Source organism: Siminovitchia jepli, assembly GCF_047228825.1.
In the GTDB taxonomy this organism is placed as follows: domain Bacteria; phylum Bacillota; class Bacilli; order Bacillales; family Bacillaceae_C; genus Siminovitchia.
The window spans coordinates 1-19,810 of sequence record NZ_JBFEGN010000021.1; the positions used below are offsets into that span (position 1 = coordinate 1).

22 protein-coding genes and 2 other annotated features are annotated in these 19,810 nt (G+C 45.0%); of the genes, 12 read left to right on the top strand and 10 right to left on the bottom strand.

The window, feature by feature from the left end:
* Positions 1–57: 57 nt before the first annotated feature.
* The 5 genes from AB1L08_RS09650 to AB1L08_RS09670 form a co-directional block, all read right to left on the bottom strand.
* Positions 58–789 (bottom strand): ABC transporter ATP-binding protein, encoded by a 732-nt coding sequence (locus AB1L08_RS09650; RefSeq protein ID WP_413064444.1) that lies wholly within the window; start codon positions 787–789, stop codon positions 58–60.
* A complete protein-coding gene (locus AB1L08_RS09655) occupies positions 790–1,569 on the bottom strand; it encodes an ABC transporter ATP-binding protein (protein WP_413064445.1) in 780 nt (259 codons plus the stop codon).
* Positions 1,570–2,616, bottom strand: a complete 1,047-nt coding sequence (locus AB1L08_RS09660) for a branched-chain amino acid ABC transporter permease (protein WP_413064446.1) — start codon at positions 2,614–2,616, stop codon at positions 1,570–1,572.
* Positions 2,617–2,621: 5 nt separating this feature from the next.
* Entirely contained in the window at positions 2,622–3,503 is an 882-nt protein-coding gene (locus AB1L08_RS09665) for a branched-chain amino acid ABC transporter permease (RefSeq protein ID WP_413064447.1), read from the bottom strand.
* A gap of 83 nt (positions 3,504–3,586) precedes the next feature.
* Entirely contained in the window at positions 3,587–4,777 is a 1,191-nt protein-coding gene (locus AB1L08_RS09670; RefSeq protein WP_413064482.1) for an ABC transporter substrate-binding protein, read from the bottom strand.
* 441 nt (positions 4,778–5,218) lie between these two features.
* Positions 5,219–5,361, top strand: a sequence feature (ribosomal protein L20 leader region).
* A 111-nt stretch (positions 5,362–5,472) separates the two neighbouring features.
* Between AB1L08_RS09670 and infC the strand changes: the two genes are divergently transcribed.
* The 4 genes from infC (at position 5,473) to AB1L08_RS09690 (ending at position 7,478) form a co-directional block, all read left to right on the top strand.
* On the top strand, positions 5,473–5,976 hold the full coding sequence (gene infC / locus AB1L08_RS09675; protein ID WP_413064483.1) for a translation initiation factor IF-3: 504 nt from the start codon (positions 5,473–5,475) through the stop codon (positions 5,974–5,976).
* Positions 5,977–5,997: 21 nt separating this feature from the next.
* Positions 5,998–6,198 (top strand): 50S ribosomal protein L35, encoded by a 201-nt coding sequence (gene rpmI, locus AB1L08_RS09680; protein WP_077110124.1) that lies wholly within the window; start codon positions 5,998–6,000, stop codon positions 6,196–6,198.
* A gap of 34 nt (positions 6,199–6,232) precedes the next feature.
* On the top strand, positions 6,233–6,586 hold the full coding sequence (gene rplT, locus AB1L08_RS09685; protein WP_413064448.1) for a 50S ribosomal protein L20: 354 nt from the start codon (positions 6,233–6,235) through the stop codon (positions 6,584–6,586).
* A gap of 316 nt (positions 6,587–6,902) precedes the next feature.
* Positions 6,903–7,478 (top strand): TVP38/TMEM64 family protein, encoded by a 576-nt coding sequence (locus tag AB1L08_RS09690; protein WP_413064449.1) that lies wholly within the window; start codon positions 6,903–6,905, stop codon positions 7,476–7,478.
* On the opposite strand, the gene AB1L08_RS09695 is transcribed toward AB1L08_RS09690, so the two are convergent.
* On the bottom strand, positions 7,479–7,871 hold the full coding sequence (locus tag AB1L08_RS09695; RefSeq protein WP_413064450.1) for a sigma-w pathway protein ysdB: 393 nt from the start codon (positions 7,869–7,871) through the stop codon (positions 7,479–7,481).
* A 99-nt stretch (positions 7,872–7,970) separates the two neighbouring features.
* Here AB1L08_RS09695 and AB1L08_RS09700 point away from each other — a divergent pair, with 99 nt between their 5' ends.
* From AB1L08_RS09700 to AB1L08_RS09710, 3 genes are all read left to right on the top strand, one after another.
* Positions 7,971–8,462, top strand: a complete 492-nt coding sequence (locus AB1L08_RS09700) for a dUTP diphosphatase (protein WP_413064451.1) — start codon at positions 7,971–7,973, stop codon at positions 8,460–8,462.
* A 72-nt stretch (positions 8,463–8,534) separates the two neighbouring features.
* Positions 8,535–9,620: a M42 family metallopeptidase gene (locus AB1L08_RS09705; RefSeq protein WP_413064452.1), complete on the top strand. Its 1,086-nt coding sequence runs from the start codon at positions 8,535–8,537 to the stop codon at positions 9,618–9,620.
* Between the two features lie 52 nt (positions 9,621–9,672).
* Positions 9,673–10,125 (top strand): small multi-drug export protein, encoded by a 453-nt coding sequence (locus tag AB1L08_RS09710; RefSeq protein ID WP_413064453.1) that lies wholly within the window; start codon positions 9,673–9,675, stop codon positions 10,123–10,125.
* Between the two features lie 25 nt (positions 10,126–10,150).
* On the opposite strand, the gene sspI is transcribed toward AB1L08_RS09710, so the two are convergent.
* Complete coding sequence (gene sspI / locus AB1L08_RS09715) at positions 10,151–10,360, bottom strand: small acid-soluble spore protein SspI (protein WP_413064454.1); 210 nt, start codon at positions 10,358–10,360, stop codon at positions 10,151–10,153.
* A gap of 93 nt (positions 10,361–10,453) precedes the next feature.
* Here sspI and AB1L08_RS09720 point away from each other — a divergent pair, with 93 nt between their 5' ends.
* The 3 genes from AB1L08_RS09720 to pheT all read left to right on the top strand — a co-directional run bounded on the left by AB1L08_RS09720 (position 10,454) and on the right by pheT (position 15,176).
* The gene (locus AB1L08_RS09720; protein WP_413064455.1) at positions 10,454–11,206 is read left to right on the top strand and encodes a TrmH family RNA methyltransferase; all 753 of its coding nucleotides are present in this window, start codon (positions 10,454–10,456) and stop codon (positions 11,204–11,206) included.
* A gap of 220 nt (positions 11,207–11,426) precedes the next feature.
* Positions 11,427–11,656: a binding site (T-box leader), on the top strand.
* Positions 11,657–11,705: 49 nt separating this feature from the next.
* Complete coding sequence (gene pheS, locus AB1L08_RS09725) at positions 11,706–12,743, top strand: phenylalanine--tRNA ligase subunit alpha (RefSeq protein ID WP_413064456.1); 1,038 nt, start codon at positions 11,706–11,708, stop codon at positions 12,741–12,743.
* 18 nt (positions 12,744–12,761) lie between these two features.
* The gene (gene pheT / locus AB1L08_RS09730; RefSeq protein ID WP_413064457.1) at positions 12,762–15,176 is read left to right on the top strand and encodes a phenylalanine--tRNA ligase subunit beta; all 2,415 of its coding nucleotides are present in this window, start codon (positions 12,762–12,764) and stop codon (positions 15,174–15,176) included.
* A 158-nt stretch (positions 15,177–15,334) separates the two neighbouring features.
* Here the strand turns inward: pheT and AB1L08_RS09735 are convergent, their stop codons facing one another.
* Complete coding sequence (locus tag AB1L08_RS09735) at positions 15,335–15,526, bottom strand: hypothetical protein (RefSeq protein ID WP_413064458.1); 192 nt, start codon at positions 15,524–15,526, stop codon at positions 15,335–15,337.
* A gap of 240 nt (positions 15,527–15,766) precedes the next feature.
* On the opposite strand from AB1L08_RS09735, the gene AB1L08_RS09740 reads away from it, so the two are divergent.
* On the top strand, positions 15,767–16,624 hold the full coding sequence (locus AB1L08_RS09740) for a cytochrome c oxidase assembly protein (protein WP_413064459.1): 858 nt from the start codon (positions 15,767–15,769) through the stop codon (positions 16,622–16,624).
* A 61-nt stretch (positions 16,625–16,685) separates the two neighbouring features.
* On the opposite strand, the gene AB1L08_RS09745 is transcribed toward AB1L08_RS09740, so the two are convergent.
* Positions 16,686–17,453 (bottom strand): NRDE family protein, encoded by a 768-nt coding sequence (locus AB1L08_RS09745; RefSeq protein ID WP_413064460.1) that lies wholly within the window; start codon positions 17,451–17,453, stop codon positions 16,686–16,688.
* Positions 17,454–17,531: 78 nt separating this feature from the next.
* Between AB1L08_RS09745 and AB1L08_RS09750 the strand changes: the two genes are divergently transcribed.
* On the top strand, positions 17,532–18,587 hold the full coding sequence (locus tag AB1L08_RS09750; protein ID WP_413064461.1) for a PQQ-dependent sugar dehydrogenase: 1,056 nt from the start codon (positions 17,532–17,534) through the stop codon (positions 18,585–18,587).
* Between the two features lie 239 nt (positions 18,588–18,826).
* On the opposite strand, the gene rnhC is transcribed toward AB1L08_RS09750, so the two are convergent.
* Positions 18,827–19,759: a ribonuclease HIII gene (rnhC, locus tag AB1L08_RS09755; RefSeq protein WP_413064462.1), complete on the bottom strand. Its 933-nt coding sequence runs from the start codon at positions 19,757–19,759 to the stop codon at positions 18,827–18,829.
* Between the last annotated feature and the right edge of the window lie 51 nt (positions 19,760–19,810).

Genomic DNA, 19,810 nt, shown 5'->3' on the forward strand with positions numbered 1-19,810 from the left:
GGCCTTTTAGGCCGAGGCCGGTAAGAGAGGCTTTCAGCCGCAGAGCAAACCACCAGTTCACACTGGTGGTTTTGATTTTCCTCCCAGATAAGCGTCCCTGACGCGCGGATCCTTCATTAGATCTTTTGCATTTCCTTTCATGACAATTTCTCCCCGCTCAATGACACAGGCACGGTCCGCTACCTTCAAAGCGGCCTTGACATTTTGTTCCACCAGGATGATTGTTGTATTGAAATCCTCCCGAAGATGGTCAAGTATGTTCATAATGTCTTTTACAATCAAAGGAGCCAGCCCCAATGAGGGTTCATCAAGCATCATAAGCTTCGGATTGGACATCAACCCGCGGGCAATGGCAAGCATCTGCTGTTCGCCGCCGCTCAACAGCCCGCCGTGACGGTCTTCCATTGTTTTTAACTTCGGGAACAGTTCATAACAGCGGTCGATGTCCTTTTGCAAAGTTTTTTTACTTTCTTTCATGCGATGGTAGGCTCCAAGTATCAAGTTGTCTTTAACTGAAAGGGCATCAAATATTTGCCGGCGTTCGGGAACGAGGCAAATGCCCTGTTTGACAATTTCCTCAACTTTCTTTTTGCCAATGTCCCGGCCTTCGTAGATGATATCTCCTTCTTTTTGAAGATAGACCCCTGCAATGGTGCCGAGCAATGTGCTTTTTCCGGCGCCATTGGAACCGACGATGGCAAAGATTTCACCTTTTTCCAGTTCAAAAGAAATGCCTTTTAACACATGCAAGAACCCATGATACGTATGAATGTTATTGACCTGCAGCACCTATATCGCCTCCTCGTCATCAGTTCCCAAGTAGGCGGCAATTACTTTTTCATTTTCATAGATTTCGGCGGGCGTCCCTTCGGCGATTTTTTTGCCGTAATCTATGACTACAATCCGGTCGGATATCCCCATTACCGTCTCCATATCGTGCTCTACAAAAAGGAACGACATGCCTTCAGCTCTCATTTTCCGTATAACCTGGACAAGTTGTGCCGATTCCTGGGGGTTTAAGCCGGCCATCGGTTCATCCAGCAAGATCAATTTCGGGGAAGAAGCTGCAGCCCTTGCGATTTCCAATAAACGCTGGTTGCCGTAGGGGAGAACTTTGGCGTCCTCATGGGCCAGATCGGCAATTCCCATTTTTTCCAAGTAATGCATGGCAATATCATAGGCTTGTTTTTCTTCCCTTTTTACAAGCGGCAGGCGGAATCCGGATGTGACAAAACCGGTTTTCAAACGGCAGTGGACACCAGTCATCACGTTCTCTACGACAGTCATATTCTCAAATACCTGCAAGTTTTGAAAGGTCCTTGTAATGCCTGCTTTTGCGATTTGAAAAGGCTGCTTTCCTGTTATTTCCTCCTTGTTGAAATAAACCTTGCCTGATGTGGGAGGCAACACACCTGTAATCATGTTGAACAATGTTGTTTTTCCGGCACCATTTGGTCCGATAACTGCCATGATTTCTCCCGGATTAAGATGAAAGTCGACGTTACTTACCGCCACGACGCCTCCAAATGATTTTGTCAGTCCTTTTACTTCCAGCAAGGCATTACTCATTTATTCATTACCTCCTGCCGATATTTTAGGTTCATTCTTTTTCTCGATGGATGGATGTTCTCTTTTCCTGGGAAAAGGAATCATATTCCACAGTTTTCCCAATACCGGCGCAAGCCCCTGAGGCATATAAATCAAAATGACTACCAGCAATATGCCGAAAAAGATAATCTGAAATTCCCCGCCCACACTTGGGAGGATTGTTGGGACAATATCCTTTAATCCTTCATTCAGCAGAACATACACTACCGCTCCGATCATTCCGCCCCAAATACTTGAGGAACCGCCTATGACAACCATAATTAACAGGCTGATCGATTCCATGGCTGTAAATAATTCCGGATTGATAAAGGAGACATAGTGTGCATACAGGCTGCCGGCAATGGAGGCATATATTGCACTCAGGACGAACACCTTCAATTTATATTGCTGAATATTGACGCCGATAGAATTGGCGGCAATATCGCTTCCGTGGATGGACCTTAAAGCTCTTCCGACCCTGGAATGGATGATATTGCTGGAAAACAGGATACTTAAAAGCAGGATAAGCCAAACCAAATAATAGAACTTCAAGTCTGTATTGAATGAAAAGCCAAATAACTCGAATGAAGGAATTCCAAAAAATCCGTTCAACCCGCCTGTAAGCTTTTTAAACTCTTTAAAGAACACAAAAATAATAATGCCGAAGCCCAGCGTTGCAAGGGCCAAATAGTTTTCCTTAAGTTTCAAAGTCGGTATTCCGATGATGACGGCAATCACAGAAGCAATAACAACTCCTGTCAGAATGCCCAATACACTTGGCAAACCGTACGTACCTGTGACAATGGCTGCCGAATAAGCCCCGATTCCATAGAACGCTGCGTGCCCCAATGAAATTTGGCCAGCATACCCCATGAGCATCGTCAATCCGGAGGTGACAATAGCGTATAAACCGATCATAATCATGACGCTGAGCATGAAAGAGTTTGCAAAAAATGGAATGATAGCAAGGGCGACAACCAATATGGTGATTCCGATCAATTGTTTTTGCTGGCTATTTTTATCAATCATATATGCTATACCCGCTTTCCACTTGCTTTTGCAAATAGCCCGCTTGGCTTGAAAAATAAAACCAATAATAGCAAGGCAAAAATGACTGCATCCTTGTAACCCGATGTCCACAGGCCTTCGGTGAACGATTCTAAAATACCGATCAAGAAAGCCCCGATAATGGCTGCAGGAGCATTGGTCAATCCGCCTATGACAGCTGCAACAAAAGCTTTTACTCCGAGCATGAGGCCCATCTCATAAGAGGCTCCTGAAATCGGGGCGATGATAATTCCGGCAACCGCCCCCAATCCGGCACTGACGGAAATAGAGAGAAAGGACATCCATTCTGGTTTGATGCCCATCAACCGCGCAGCGCTGCGATTGACCACACAAGCCGTAACGGCTTTCCCTACAATCGTTTTATTGAAAAAGTAGAACATCGCAATCAAACTGATGACCGATATCCCGATGGCCCACATGCTTTGGGGAAGCAAAACAGCGTTCATGATATTGATTGGATCGTTTTGAGTGAACGGGGCCAGTGATTTTGGCTGGGTTCCCCAAAGTAAGATGGCCAGCCCGCGCATGGCAATGGCTACTCCGATTGTAATGATGATGAGAGTGGGCAATGAGGAATTCCTTGCAGGATAAATGGCAGTCCTCTCAAAAATACCGCCTATCAGAACGACAATCAAGATACTTAAAATAATTCCGACCGGCATGGGCATATCCATGGAAACAAAGGTGATAGCCAGCATGGCGCCAAGCATGGCAAATTCTCCCTGGGCAAAATTCAGGACGCCGGTAATATTATATGTTATAACAAAACCGATAGCGATAAGAGCATAAATACTCCCAATCGTTAAGCCTGATAAAATCAATTGCAGTATTTGGGTTAAAAGCTCCATCATCTAAACTCCTTTCATGGTTATTGTAAAAAAGGCTGTCATTAAGGAGAAGCAGGGAATAGACCAAATTCCCTGCCACAAGATCACTCTACTTTTGTCCATTCGCCATCCTTGATTTCAATCATTGCCAAGCTGTCGGATTTAAGCCCGTTATGATCATCAGCCGACATGTTGAACACACCGGATGTACCGGCAAAGCCTTCGGTTTTCTCCAATGCATCCCGCAGCTTTTTCTTATCAGTTCCTGCTTCCTCCAATGCTTTGGTCAACATATGGACTGCATCATAGACATGACCGCCAAAAGTGCTTGCCGCTTTGTCAAACTTGCCTTCATAGCTTTCTTTATAGTGATTCAACACTTCTTTTTGCGGATCACTGTCCTCGAGATCATCGACAACAAGCAGCTTTCCGGCAGGGAAGATGACGCCGTTCGCCGCATCCCCGGCAAGTTCGATAAATTCTTTCGTAGCGATACCATGACTCTCAATAATCGGTACATCCAAACCAATCTCACGGATATTCTTTGTCACTACTGCAGACTCCTGGGCTGTTCCCCAGACAATAATCGCTTGGGGAGCAGCTTTTTTGACTCTTGTAAGCATTGATTTTGCATCGTTTACAGTCGCTTCGAACTCTTCTTCAATAACTGTTTCAACATTGTATTCGCCTTTGAGTTTTTCGAATTCTTCATGGCCGCTTGTACCGTATGAATTCGCAACACTCAACCAGGCAACTTTATTTAATTTATTCCCTTCCAAATATTCCAACAATTTCGGGATGACAACATCATCACCTTGGGCGGTCTTGAAAGTCCACTCACGCGGTGAATTGTCATCCGGCTTATTTACCTGTTTGCTCGAAGCAAGAGAAATGTATGGAACCTGGGCTTTTTCAGCAAGTGGAATCATCGCCAGGCTGTTACCGCTAATTGTTCCACCGATGATGGCTGTCACCTTTTCTTGTTCAATCAATTTTTTCATACCCAAAACTGCTTCGTTTTGGTCGGATTTTGAATCAATGGAAATCAGTTTAATTTTCTTTCCGTCGACTCCCCCTTGTTCATTCACTTCATCAATGATCATTTTCATTGTTTCTTCTTCCGGTTTTCCAAGTGGAGCAGCACTGCCTGATGCATCTATGATGCTTCCGATTTTAATTTCTTCGGATCCATCTTTGCTGCCGGAACTTCCTTTCGAGGCCTCTTCTTTATTTCCGCATGCCGCCATTCCTGCAGCCAAAATAATGACAAGCAGGCTGAAAAACCATTTTTTCATGTTCTTCATATACTTTCCCCCTGAATAAAGTAAAATAAGTGTGAGTTGCATGAAGAATCCAACTTCAATCCATCTGCGTCATCCAAGCTGCACGTTTTTCATTTCCTTTTTAGAATGTTAATAGTTTTATTGGAAAATCCCGGTTTGTCCTTGTAACATCACCTCCTTAAAAGCTTGCCCGCCCTCTTCTTTACACACAATCATATATTATTTTATATATCTTAGCAAGCGCTTTCTTTTGCGAAATTGAAAAAATGGACAAAGGAGTCAGTGCCTCTTTTTTGATTGCATTAAGGTTGTTTTAGCTACAAAAGGGGTTCAAAATGTCTCATGTCAGCCTTTGCGGTGATTGGATGAAAGATTTTCCGGAATTCCGAAGCTTGTGCCCTTTGACAAATCTCCTTGCTTATGGTACATTAACGTAGGTAATCGAATACTCGTTTGTGTAAGCAGGAGCTGCCCGCTTCTCGCCTGATTGACGCGATTTGGCTGTTGACAGGTTACGAATTTATATCTATTTTTCACATTTTACATGATAAGTGATAATAGCGCGGGTGCCTTGCATCCCGCGTTTTTTTGTTTGGATGTTTTTAAAAAATAGGCGAAAAAGCAAATGAATGAACGATCAAACAGCCCGTTTTACCAAACAAAGTATTCTTAAAAAAACTTGGAGGTGGCTAACTATTAGCAAAGATATGTTTGTAAATGAGGGCATTCGTGCCCGTGAACTTCGTCTCATTGATCAAAATGGCAATCAGCTCGGAGTAAAATCCCGCAATGAAGCGCTTGATATTGCTGCGCGTGCCAACCTTGATCTCGTGCTTGTTGCACCGAATGCGAAACCGCCTGTAGCGAGAATCATGGACTATGGAAAGTATCGTTTTGAACAGCAAAAACGGGAAAAAGAAGCGCGCAAAAACCAAAAAGTGATCAATGTAAAGGAAGTTCGTTTGAGTCCCACAATTGATGAACATGATTTTAACACGAAACTCCGCAACGGAAGAAAATTTCTTGAAAAAGGAGATAAAGTGAAAGCTTCCATTCGTTTCCGGGGACGGGCCATTACCCATAAAGAGATTGGCCAGGAAGTTTTGAACCGTTTTGCCGAAGAATGCAACGATGTGGCTACGGTCGAGTCAAAACCGCGAATGGATGGCAGAAGCATGTTCTTGGTGTTAGCACCGAAAAATGAAAAGTAATGTTTTGAGGAGGAAATCTATATGCCTAAAATGAAAACACACCGCGGCGCGGCGAAACGCTTTAAGAAAACAGCTTCAGGACAATTGAAGCGTTCACATGCATACACAAGCCATTTGGCTGCAAACAAATCTACAAAACAAAAACGCAAATTGCGCAAATCAGCGCTCGTTTCAAAGGGTGACTTCCGCAGAATCCGTCACCTTCTTGACAACATTAAATAATTCATTGAGCAATTCATCATAGGAGGGAAATTCAATGCCACGTGTAAAAGGCGGGACAGTTACTCGCAGACGTCGCAAGAAAGTATTAAAATTAGCCAAAGGTTATTACGGTTCCAAACATAGATTATACAAAGTTGCCAATCAACAAGTCATGAAATCCTACATGTATGCGTATCGCGACCGCAGAAACAAAAAGCGCGATTTTCGCAAACTTTGGATCACGCGTATTAACGCCGCAGCCCGGACGAACGGCCTTTCATACAGCCGCTTAATGCACGGCTTGAAAGTTGCCGGCATTGAAGTAAACCGCAAAATGCTTGCAGACCTTGCTGTTTCTGACGAAAAAGCATTTGCAGAACTGGCAAACAAAGCAAAATCTGCATTGTAAAAAAACGGAATTCTAAAAACCATCCCTTGATTGGGATGGTTTTTTCATTGTTTAGCGTATAAAAGGGTAAAAACCCATCTTAGGGTCACGTAAAGTGATTCTAAGTGAGATTAAAGGGTGAAAATTCGTCATTTGAGTCACATAGAGCAAAACGGTGAACCCCAACCCGAAAACCGGTCTTCTAGAACTCATGAGGTCCGAACAACCCAAGATTTTTCCGTCGAGGAACAGAGATTACTTTGTTGCTTCTTCCCATCCGCCAGTCATAACCCGCACCATATAAAAATACAATTGTAGAGGAAAGCAGGTGATCACCTTGGATGAGCAATTATTGTTGATGCTTTCACTCGTGCAGGACAGCGGCATGTTTGCTCCGGTACTCTTTATTCTTTTCCACGTTGTCAGGCAGTTTATGTTCATTCCCGTCGTGCTTGTTTGCATGGCTGGCGGCATGATGTTCGGAAGTTTATTGGGAACGGTTTATTCCTTGACAGGTTTGCTCGTCCTTTCAGCCATATTTTATTTTTGCATTGGCAAGTTGCACAGAACCCGCTCCAAACTGATGTCCGTTAAAATGAAATGGTTCGGTCCCTACACAAAATTGACGGTTGGCCAAATTGCTGTCCTCAGGCTTATTCCCTTTTTCCATTACCATTTGCTCAATGTTTGCCTTTTGGAAAGAAGGCCCGATTTTCGCGGGTTCATGAGGGGAACTCTAGCAACCAATTTGCCGCTTGCTTTTTTCTATACTGTATTTGGAGAATTTATTACCCGCTTTTCACCGTTCATGGCCACAATGATTGTTCTCTCACTGTTTATTTTAGTCTATATACTGAGGGAAAAAGTCAGTATCATTAAATGGGCAGATTTTTTTGGCCACCATTCGGCCTAATTAATGATTTCGATTTTTTTCCAGCAATTCTTTGATCGGGCTTTTCCAGTCAATCACTGCATTCGGATAGCGCAGCTGGATTTCGTTTTCAATGAAAACAAAATCTTCATAGCCGAGCCCATGAAGCAAATCATTGTTATGCGGAAAAACAAAAATGGACACGACTTCAAATGACTTGTCAGTTGTCCCCAAATATTTTTCACCCTCAAACATGACACCTTTATAAGTAACAAGAAAATTCTTTCTTATGTTGTCAGGGATATCATAAAAAAAGAATCGCTTTTGTTCATGGGCGCTTTCCAGCTTTCTTTTCGGATCGGTAATAAACTTGACTGCTGCATAAAATAAATAAATAATTAGTGCCAAAATAGCGATCCTGAGCAGCAAAATCATGACGATTCCTCCCATTCAATATCATACCCCATATACGCACAACCGAGCGAAAAGGTTTCATTTTTGGTATAATTTTTTAAAAAAAGAGGAGTGTCCAAAATGACCTTTCACGATTGGTTTGCCATGCAGCGAGAGCTGGACCGCTATATAGAAACAAATCATGGTTTGCACGAAGAAGATGTAACAGAAAAAAAAATATTGGCTTTGCTCGTCGAAATTGGGGAATTGGCGAATGAAACAAGATGCTTTAAATTTTGGAGCAAAAAGCCGGCATCGGAACGGGAAGAGATTTTAGAGGAATTTGTCGACGGTATTCATTTTATTTTATCGATCGGGCTTGACCTCGGGTTCGAGGACAAAGATTTTTCCGTCGTCTCCCATGTTGGAAATGAGGACCTGGTCCGTGGGTTTCTTGCAGTATTCGAACGAGTAAATGCCCTGCGCCAATCGAGAAGCGCGGAGGATTACGAACAGCTTCTCCGCCAATATTTTGTTTTGGGACAATCACTCGGATTTTCGATGGATGAAGTGCAAGAGGCGTATAAAATGAAAAACAAGGTAAACTATAAACGCCAGGATGAAGGATATTAAAATCCTTTTGCCGACCAAGCAATTCGATTATAATGAGAGGGACAGTCTGGATCAATGGAGGGATGAGTTAAAATGACCCATTTGGATGAAACGTTGAAGATGTTGAAAGAATTAACCGACGCAAAAGGCATAGCCGGAAATGAACGCGAACCGCGTGAAGTGATGGAAAAGTACATAACTCCCTATAGTGATGAAATCACTACCGATGGCCTTGGCAGCTTGATTGCCAAAAAAACGGGTGACGCCAATGGACCGAAAATCATGATTGCCGGCCATTTGGATGAGGTCGGATTCATGGTGACCCAAATTGACGACAAAGGATTTTTGCGTTTTCAGACTGTTGGCGGCTGGTGGTCACAGGTGATGCTGGCCCAGCGGGTGACAGTAGTGACGGCCAACGGCGACATAACGGGAGTGATCGGATCCAAGCCTCCTCATATATTATCTGCCGAAGCGAGAAAGAAGCCGGTTGAAATCAAGGATATGTTTATTGATATTGGCGCATCCAGCAAGGAAGAGGCGAAAGAGTGGGGAGTCCGTCCCGGGGACATGATTGTACCGTCCTTCGAATTCACCGTACTAAAAAACGAAAAAATGCTCCTTGCCAAAGCATGGGATAACCGGATTGGCTGCGCAATAGCGATTGATGTACTGAAAAACCTGAAGAATGAAAAGCATTCAAACGTTGTGTATGGGGTCGGCACCGTTCAGGAGGAAGTCGGCTTAAGAGGTGCCAAAACGGCGGCTAACCGCATTAAACCTGATATTGCGATTGCGGTTGATGTAGGTGTTGCAGGAGACACGCCAGGAGTATCGGAAAAAGAAGCGATGGCCAAAATGGGCGAGGGCCCGCAAATCATTTTATACGATGCGTCTTTGGTTTCCCACAAAGGGCTGCGGAATTTTGTCACGAAGATCGGGGATGAACTCAATATACCTTATCAGTTTGATGCAATGCCCGGAGGCGGAACGGATGCCGGGTCTACACATTTAACGGGAGAAGGTGTACCGTCCCTTGCCATTACGATCGCAACCCGCTACATTCATACACACGGGGCGATTTTGCATCGCGATGACTATGAAAATGCAGTGAAATTAATTACAGAGGTCGTTAAAAGATTGGATCGGGAGACGACAGAAAAAATGATTTATGAATAGAGAAGGAAAAACGAGGAAGCCCGATCCTTTTTTTCACTGATAAGGAGAAACGATGGAAAGTTTATGGGAATATGCAGTCATTTTTTTATTGGCAGCCGTGCCATGGATTGAAGCCGTTGTTGCCATACCGCTCGGCATTATTCGGGGGCTGTCCCCCTCTTTGGTAGTGGCTGTTGCATTTCTTGGCAATTGGTCAACGGTCATTTTAGTCATATATTTATTTGAGAAAATCAAAGAATTTTGGAACAGGAAAAAAGGGACGCAGACACCACCCGGAAAGCGGCAGGAGAGAGCCAAGAAAATCTGGAACAAATACGGTTTGCCAGGCCTCAGCCTGCTTGGACCGATTTTAATTGGCATCCACATTGCGGCTTTTATCGGCTTAACGCTGGGGGCCACGAGAAATTGGACCTTGCTGTGGATGACGATCAGCCTGGCGCTGTGGTCAGTCGTTTTCGGGGTAGCCTCTCATTATGGTTTGTTGACCTTTAAGATGTTCTTTTAAATAAAAAAGCGGCTTTTGGCCGCTTTTAATGTTTCAAACCTTGTTCCAGCGTTTCGATCATCCTGTTCTTTTCTGGTTCATCGGCATTTTGCCAAATGACTTCAAAAAGAACTCCCAGCCCAGGAAGCAATTTTTCTTCTCCGCGCTGTATGGCATCGACGATCGTATCCCGCAATTGCGCCTGGTCATTATCCGATACGTTATGGATGACGGCTTTTCGAATATTAATATCCATCCTTTTGGCTCCTTTTTCAAATCTTTTTATTAGCTTTTCGCAAACAAGCGGAATTATGTATAATGATAAAAACCAGAAAGGAAATCCTTTGTCATGGACGTATTGCAGTCTTCAAAAAATCCGCGGGTAAAAGAGTGGAAAAAACTACACACAAAAAAAGGGCGCGACAAAACGGGCACCTATTTGATAGAGGGCAACCATCTTATCGAAGAAGCTTTGAAAACAGACCATATTATCGAACTGATGCTTCAGAACAGCCTGCCGGTTCCGGATATTGCCATAGAAGAGCAGATTCCTGTCACTTTTATTTCCTCTGAAATCAGCCGGACCATTTCGGCAACGGAAACACCACAAGGAATTTTTGCTGTTTGTAAAAAAAATGTATCAGAACCTGACCCCGCGGTACATAAACGCTTTTTGCTTTTGGACGGAGTGCAGGATCCCGGCAATATCGGAACGATGATCCGAACGGCTGATGCGGCAGGACTGGATGCCGTGATATTCGGGGAAGGTACAGGCGACTTGTATAATCCAAAAGTGATTCGCTCGGCCCAGGGCAGCCATTTTCATCTAAAATTCGCTTCGGGAAGCTTGCGGGAATGGATTGAACGCTTCAAATCTCATGACATACCGGTATACGGCACGGCTCTTTGCCGGGCTGCCCCCTATAAGGAAGCAGCGCCTTCTGAGGCATTCGCTTTAATCGTCGGAAACGAAGGGGCGGGAGTTTCGGAAGAAGTTCTAGACGTGACCGATAAAAATGTGTTTATCCCCATTTACGGAAAAAGCGAGTCGCTGAATGTTGCAGTAGCGGCGGGCATTCTGATGTATTATTTGCGTACATAGACTTTTTTCTCTAAATACCTTTCCTGTCCATTCGCTCGAATCCAAAATGATCAAGTATTTAAACAGAAAACGAAAAAACTGAAGCAAGTTTAATCTTCGGAGACCTTGTTGGATCTCCCTTTAAATGAAAAAGCGCAGAAGGCCGGGAAAGGGTTTGAGAAGATTTGAATTTTTCAAAGTGAACGGCTATAATGTGAATATCGAATATGAACATATGTATGCAAAAACGATGACAGAGAAAAGTAGCCGGAGGAAGCTTACAGGGAGAAAGTGCCTTGACTGCAAGCACTTTTAGTGACAATCCAGGTGAAGTTCGTCTCTCGAGTTGGCATCGGGACCGCTGTTTACGAACAACAGCGTAAAGATGACCCGGCACGGCCGTTATGACAATGAAGTGAACATGGATCATGTTTATAAGGGTGGTACCGCGACCATAGCCTCGTCCCTTGCTTGGGGGCGGGCTTTTTTTATTTGCAATAAACGAAGGAGGATTTCATAAATGGAGGAAAAGTTAAAAGACTTGGAGCGGAAAGCTCTTGAGGAAGTGAAAGCTGCTGCTGATTTAAAAAAGTTAAATCAGGTTCGCGTGGCTTATCTTGGAAAAAAAGGGCCGATTACTGAAATTTTAAGGGGCATGGGGAAATTGTCGGCACAAGAGCGCCCGAAAATGGGGGCACTCGCCAACATGATCAGAGAGACGATCACGAAAGCGATTGAAAACAAGCATGAACAGCTGGAAAATGAAGCTGTTCTTAAAAAACTTGAATCGGAAACGATCGATATTTCTCTTCCGGGCAGACCCGTTAAAATGGGGAATCGCCATCCGCTGACGAAAATCATCGAGGAAATTGAGGATTTATTTATCGGCATGGGTTACAAAGTTGCAGAGGGACCGGAAGTCGAGCATGACTATTATAACTTCGAAGCATTAAATTTGCCAAAAGGACATCCGGCACGCGACATGCAAGATTCCTTCTATATTACAGAGGAAATCTTGCTTCGTACCCACACTTCGCCCGTCCAGGCGAGAACGATGGAAAAACATGAAGGGAAAGGTCCTGTCAAAATCATCTGCCCCGGGAAAGTATACCGGCGCGATAATGACGATGCCACCCATTCCCACCAATTCATGCAAATTGAAGGGCTGGTTGTTGATGAAAACATCACGATGGGCGATTTGAAAGGAACACTTGAAGTATTTGCAAAAAAAATGTTCGGCGAGGACCGGGAAATCCGTTTGCGTCCAAGCTTTTTCCCGTTCACCGAGCCATCCGTGGAAATGGATATCACCTGTAAGCTATGCGGCGGAAAGGGCTGCCGGGTATGCAAGCATACCGGCTGGATAGAAGTTTTGGGAGCAGGCATGGTTCATCCGAACGTGCTGGAAATGGCGGGATTTGATTCGGCAAAATATACCGGCTTTGCCTTTGGCATGGGGCCGGACCGGATTGCCATGTTAAAATACGGCATCGATGATATACGTCATTTTTATACAAACGATATTCGTTTTCTTCAACAATTCGCTGTCCAAGAATAGATCGGGAGGGTAAATTACATGTTAGTTTCATATAAATGGCTGCAGGAATACGTTGACTTGGAAAATGTGTCAGCTAAAGAGCTTGCTGAAAAAATAACGAGAAGCGGCATTGAAGTAGATGGTGTCGAACAGTTAAGCAAAGGGTTGAAAGGAATTGTCGTAGGGGAGGTCCTGGAATGCGTTCAGCATCCCCAAGCAGATAAACTGAAAAAATGCCTCGTGGATATCGGAGAAGGGGAGCCCGTCCAAATCATTTGCGGTGCACCGAATGTCGCCAAAGGACAAAAGGTCGTTGTTGCAAAAGCGGGTGCGGTTCTTCCGGGCAATTTTAAAATAAAAAAAGCAAAGCTTCGCGGAGAAGAATCAAACGGCATGATTTGTTCCCTTCAGGAGCTTGGCATTGAGGGGAAACTCGTTCCAAAAGAGTTCACCGATGGTATTTACGTTTTTACGGATGATGTCGAAGTCGGTGCCGATGCGATTTCCCTGCTTAATTTGGACGATGAAGTGCTCGAGCTTGATTTGACGCCAAACCGGGCAGACGCTCTCAATATGCTGGGGGTGGCCTATGAAACAGCGGCTATTCTCAACCGGGATGTCCGTTTGCCGGAAATTGAAATGGAAGAATCAGATGAAAAAGCGGAAGGCTATGTTTCCGTCACAATCGAAGCGCCGGAAGACAATCCGCTGTACACGGCCAAAATCATTAAAAACGTTAAAATCGGGCCGTCACCGCTTTGGATGCAAACACGACTCATGTCAGCCGGCATCCGGCCGCATAACAACGTTGTTGATATTACCAACTATATTTTGCTTGAATATGGCCAGCCGCTGCACGCCTTTGATTATGACCGGTTCGGTTCCAATGAGGTCGTTGTGCGGCGGGCGCATGACGGGGAAAAAATCGTCACACTTGATTACACGGAGCGGACATTGACTTCCGAACAGCTCGTTATTACTAACGGCAAAGTGCCGGTTGCCTTGGCAGGCGTGATGGGCGGCGCCGACACGGAAGTAAAAGATGACACGACAACGATTTTACTGGAATCCGCTTATTTTTCCGGGAAACCGGTCCGCCGTACATCCAAATATCACGGGCTCAGAAGTGAAGCAAGCCAGCGCTATGAAAGGGGCGTTGATCCTGAAAGAGTCCGTCCCGCTGCGGAACGTGCGGCACAATTAATGGCTAAATATGCCGGTGGAGACGTCCTCCAAGGGCTTGTCGAAGCCAATCATTTAACCATTGAGCCTGCCGTTGTATCCGTCTCTTTGGAAAAAATCAACCGCGTGCTCGGCACCAAGATCAGCAAAGAAGAAGTGAAGCAAATTTTTGGGCGCCTCCAATTCGATGTACAAGTCGAAGGCAGCCTGTTTACCGTTACAGTGCCGACCCGACGGGGTGACATTACGATTGAAGAAGATTTAATTGAAGAAGTAGCCCGGCTTTACGGCTACGACAAACTTCCGAAAACGTTGCCCAGAGGAGCAGCTACCCCAGGCGGGTTGAGCAAAATACAGCAGAAACGAAGAATGACAAGAAACCTGCTTGAAGGGGCAGGATTATTCCAAGCGATCACCTACTCGCTCACAAGCGAAGAAAAATCAGTGATGTTCTCCATTGAACATCGGGAACCCGTGAAGCTTGCCATGCCGATGAGTGAGGAGCGCAGCCGGCTGCGGTTAAGCCTTATTCCGCAATTATTGGAATCCTTGTCGTACAATACTGCCCGGAAAAATGAATCTGTTGCCCTTTACGAAATTGGCTCAGTTTTCTTGAACGAAGGGGAAGGCCGCCAACCGGAAGAAAGAGAGCATATCGCCGGGGCCATGACCGGCCTGTGGGTCGACCATCCATGGCAAGGGGAGGAAAAACCGGTTGACTTTTACGTGGCAAAAGGAATATTGGAAGGGCTGTTCAAAAAACTGGGCCTGGATCATGAAATTGAATGGAAGGCTGCCCAAATCGAAGGCATGCATCCCGGCCGTACGGCACAAATCTATTTAGCCGGTAAAGAAATCGGGTTTGCCGGGCAGCTTCATCCGCAAACGCAAAAAGAATTTGATTTGAAAAATACGATTTTGTTCGAATTAATGGCCGAACCGCTATTTGATTACGAGCATCCGGAATTGCATTACGAACCGATCCCCCGTTTCCCGTCCATTTCAAGGGACATTGCCCTTGTTGTTGACAAGGGGATGAATGCAGGTGCGCTGGAATCCATTATTAAGAAAGCAGGCGGCAAATGGCTCAAGGATGTTCGGGTGTTTGATCTTTACGAGGGAGAGCACATGCCGGAAGGTAAAAAGTCGATCGCTTTTTCACTAAAGTACGCTGATCCCGAAAGAACTCTCACAGACGAAGAAGTGGCGGCAGCACATGCAAAAGTGGTGGAAGCCGTCCAGCAAAAAGCAGGGGCGGAATTGAGAAGCTAATGACATTCCCGGAGCAAATGCTCCGGGATTTACTTTACGAACGACTGCCAGAAGGCCAAAAAGTACACACGCGCCATTGCGATTTGTCGCAATGGAACCGTGACCCTTTAGGGTCCCGGAACCTCCCCATTTCAATGGGGAGAGGTTTCAGGTATTTTTCAAACGCAGACCGATTGGCATTGGGTGCATAAAATTTTTTCAGCATGCTTAACAAGCACCTTATCCAAAACGCCGACCGGCATTTTCTTTTTGCTTGGCAATTTAAGTGTAACCGTAAATGGTTCGTTTTCCTTTATCTCTCTTCCGCAATTCGAGCACGTCAGATTAACCTCTTTAAAAAAATCAAGCATCCATATACCTCCCAATTTATGCGATATATTTAACAACAGACTTCCCATTAGAATTGTTCAAAAGAGCGTTTAATGGCCGGCTCCGAGATTTATTCCATTATATACCGGTCAATTTTAGCATTTTTTCATTGATCGTTCACGGATTTGTCATCTAATGGTTCCGGCGCTGAAAAATACATGATAAGATAAAAGTAAAAATCTGGGGAAGTTGTGAAATGCGGAAGAGGAGGGACCAATTATTTGAACACGAGGATTCTTTCCGGTTATTCATGGTTGGAATTGTGGAGCCCCGTTACTTTTGCTGCCGTCGTTCTATTGTCAATTATCTATTATAAAAGAATGGTTGTTTCTTCCCGTTATGTTGTAACTAAGAGACAGATCACTTACTTGTATATTGCTGCCGCTTTTCTTTACATAGTGAAAGGGAGCCCGCTTAAAGTAATAGCCGACAAATTTTTGTTCAGTGCGCATGTCTTTGAAATCATGGCCCTTTTATTTATCGTATTGCCGCTCTTTATTTTAAGCATGCCGGCCGAGTGGGCAAGAAAATATTTCTGGAACCACCGGTTAAAATTGGCGATAAAAATATTCGGCCATCCATGGATGGCTGCCCTTTTATTTAACGGTGCCCTGACGGCTTATTTTGTTCCAAGATTTTTTAATATCATCCATGAAAGTTTGCTTCTTACAACTATAAGCCAGCTATTTTTGGTTTTTACCGGATTTTTAATGTGGTGGACGATCATCATGCCGCTTCCGGAAATCAACCAATTTTCTTATTTCACCAGGGTGGCTTATATCTTTTTAAATGCGATATTGCTTATGCCGATCGGCATATTCCTATTGATTGTTATCAGCCAGGTGCATTATCCAGTTTATGAAGCAACGGCAACCCGGTTTATTCCATCGATGACAGCTGTTTATGACCAGCAGCTGGGCGGGGGGCTGCTCAAAGCGATCCAGCTTGTAAGTTACGGCATTGCCCTCTTTTACCTGGTCAAAAATTGGAGCAGGAAAGAAGATGAGAAAGAAGGGCAAGTGGAGGATGAGAATATTCGCGTCGTTCAAGGGGTTGTCATACACTTGCCGAAAAAATAATAAGCTGTTCCGGGTATTTTGCGGGAACAGCTTTTGTACTTGGATTTGCCTGAAATTTCCGTTATAAAGATTCGCCAATATGAAACTGATATTGGCGCTCATTTTTCAACGGATTCGGATATGTCCGTTCAATCAGCTGCATATGCCCCTTTTTGCTGATGGTAAGTACCGTCGAGCAGCGTGTTCCGTAATGGGGGCTTTGAATAAATATGGATGAGAGGGTTTTTTCCAACTCCAACGGAACCCCGGTTTTGGGGAGGTCGTCTTCCCGTGCAGGCTCACTGTCACGAAGCAGTTGAAAAAGCTTTTCATGATCCGATGTTTTTTCGGCTATGAATTTATGTAAAAATGTCTTCCCTTTTTCCACTTTGGGCCACGGGGTATTTAAAAAGTGGTTGCTCAGACCGTAAACCCCGGGACGCAATGCTTTTGCCTTGTTTTCGATATTGGAATAATACATCAATGAGTGTTGGTCACCCACTAAAAGATTATACCCGCGGTAATTTTGCCGTGTTCTTTGGAGGCCGGCCAAAAAGGATGCCGGTGTTTCCTGTCCGGCCAAAAATGCCCGGACGATGTGTCCCCTCGATTGTTTATTTTCCTGTTCTTCGTTTGGTTGACGGTAATTCGTCAAAGCCGCAAACCGGCCGCTTAACGTCACGCCCATCCATGTGCCCATCTGTTCCAAGTCCCTGCCCGCAAGAATGGAAGGCTCGTCTTCCCAAAAATGAGCCGGGGCGGCTTTCCTGCCGTAAAATTCATCGCGGTTGGCTGCAACGATCAGATCAAAATCAGGGTGGGATTTGTAGGCGGCAAATATGATGCACATATATAATAATCTCCTTCAGCTGGCATTTTTCTTTTAAGTATTTTAACATGAGCGTGGTTTATCCGTGGAGGGATCTCTGTGAAAAAGCTATCGTATACACTGATGTTGTTCTTTATTTTAGCTGCTTGCTCCCAAAAAGAACAGGAACCAAGCCGAAGTGAGGTGCCGGCTTCGGCGGGGGAAGTTCCGGTAGTCATTGCAGAAAATCTATCGGTACCGTGGTCGATGACAAAGAAAGGCAGCACATTTCATATTAGTGAAAGGAATGGTGCGATTGTTTCAGTTGATCAAGAAAGCGGGGAATGGACCCGTTTGCCCGTAAACCTCACAAAGAACTTATTTACCGGGGGCGAGGGCGGCTTCCTTGGCTTGGAGCTCATCCCGAACACAGACTTGGAAGCACTCGCGTATCATACATATGATGAAAATGGAAAAGTATTGAACCGGCTTGTGCGTTTAAAAAAAGAGGAAGACAGATGGATTGAAACGTCTGTCTTGCTCGAGGGGATACCAGGAGCCCGCATTCATAATGGCGGCAGAATCAAAATCGGTCCGGACGGAAAAGTATTCATAACGACTGGGGACGCTTCCGTGCCCGAATTAGCCCAAGATTTGAACAGCTTGGCCGGAAAAATATTGAGGATTGAATTGGATGGGACAATCCCGGAGGACAATCCAATTTCAAACTCACCCATTTATTCGTACGGCCACCGCAACCCGCAAGGAATGGTATGGGATGAAAAAGGGAATATGTATGCTTCCGAACATGGATCAAGTGCTCATGATGAATTAAATCAGATTGAGCCGGGAAAAAATTATGGCTGGCCCGTTATTCAGGGGGATGAAAAGCGGACAGGAATGGAAACGCCGCTCTTTCACACAGACGGAGTGACGTGGGCCCCAAGCGGTATCGCTCATAACAATGGCAGCCTTTATATTGCGGCACTCCGGGGCGAAGCTGTATACCAATATGTTTTGTCGAGCGGAAAGCCTGATATTTTTCAAACGGGCCACGGGCGGATCAGGGATGTGTTGATAGAGAAGGATGGGTTGTTTTTTATTACAAACAATCTGGACGGCAGGGGAACGCCTGCCGAAAAGGATGATCAGCTGATGAAAGTGAGGTTCGATTAACGGGCGCCGCATGTTCCGGCGCCTCTTCTGCTTTATGTGCGTGTTTAAAAAGTTGACGAATTAGAAGGCCGACAAAAGGCACCACGTCCTGTGGCAACGTCGGCACTAGCACATCATGTGCGTCGCAAGAAGGTCGAGGCGGCTTGTTTTGCGCAGCGAAAATGCATGTTTTTAAATAAGAGCTGCCGCAAACGAGCCATCGAAGAGATTCGCTTCTCATTGGCGACCTGAACAACCTCTTATGAAATCCCCGCTATCTTTTTCGCTTTTCCGGTATTGGCAAAATGGATTTTGGCAAACTCGGGCAAGGCGGACAAGCCTTTATCCTTTATAAGCCTGGCGGCTGCAGCATCCACCTTGGAGCCGGCCCCTTTTGGAAGGGCAAAACCGGCTTTTTTGCTTAATTGCTCCATTGCCTGCAAAAAAGAGTATCTTGCCAAAATCGAAGCGGCAGCAACAGCGAGGTGAATGCTTTCTGCTTTCGTACTAAAGTAGACATTTTCTTTTACAATCGTTTTTTGCCCTTTTAAATGGCGAAAGTACATCCGGGCCTCTGCGAATTGGTCAACCAGAATCGCTTCCGGTTTTTCGGGTGCAATTTTTTTCGATAAGTAAAGGAGAGCCCTGTTATGCAAGATGGCTGTCATTTTGCCTTGTGTCATTCCAGACGACTGAACCTCGTTGTATTTTTTGTTGCTCAATTTTAATGAGCTGTAAGGAATCAATGCAAGAAGATCTTTGGCGATACTCGCGATTTGCCGGTCGGATAAATGCTTGGAGTCCCTCACACCAAGCTCCTGTAAAAGGGGGATATGCTCTTTTTTTACGTAGGCGGCCACGACAGTGAGCGGGCCGAAATAATCTCCTTTCCCCACTTCATCCGATCCGATGGCAGACATCATGGAAATATTTTCCGGAAGCGGGGTGCCGGATGCTTTTACGAGCTTTGGAGCCGCAGGTTTATGGTCCAGGCTTCCCCACTTGTTTGCTTCCTCTTCATTTCCGGCGCCTTGAAACATGACTTTGCCCGACCGGTAGGCAGTGATTGTACATCCGCCTTTTCTCGCGGAAAAAACACTTCCGGGAGGGACGGTGTCTTTTATATATGGGCCGTAATATTCTTTCATTTGATCAATTTCTGATAGAGTTGCCTTTATGACAATATTGGCCATGGAATATGCTCCTTTTATTGTAAAAAATATTTTGCCAGATTCCGGTAATCT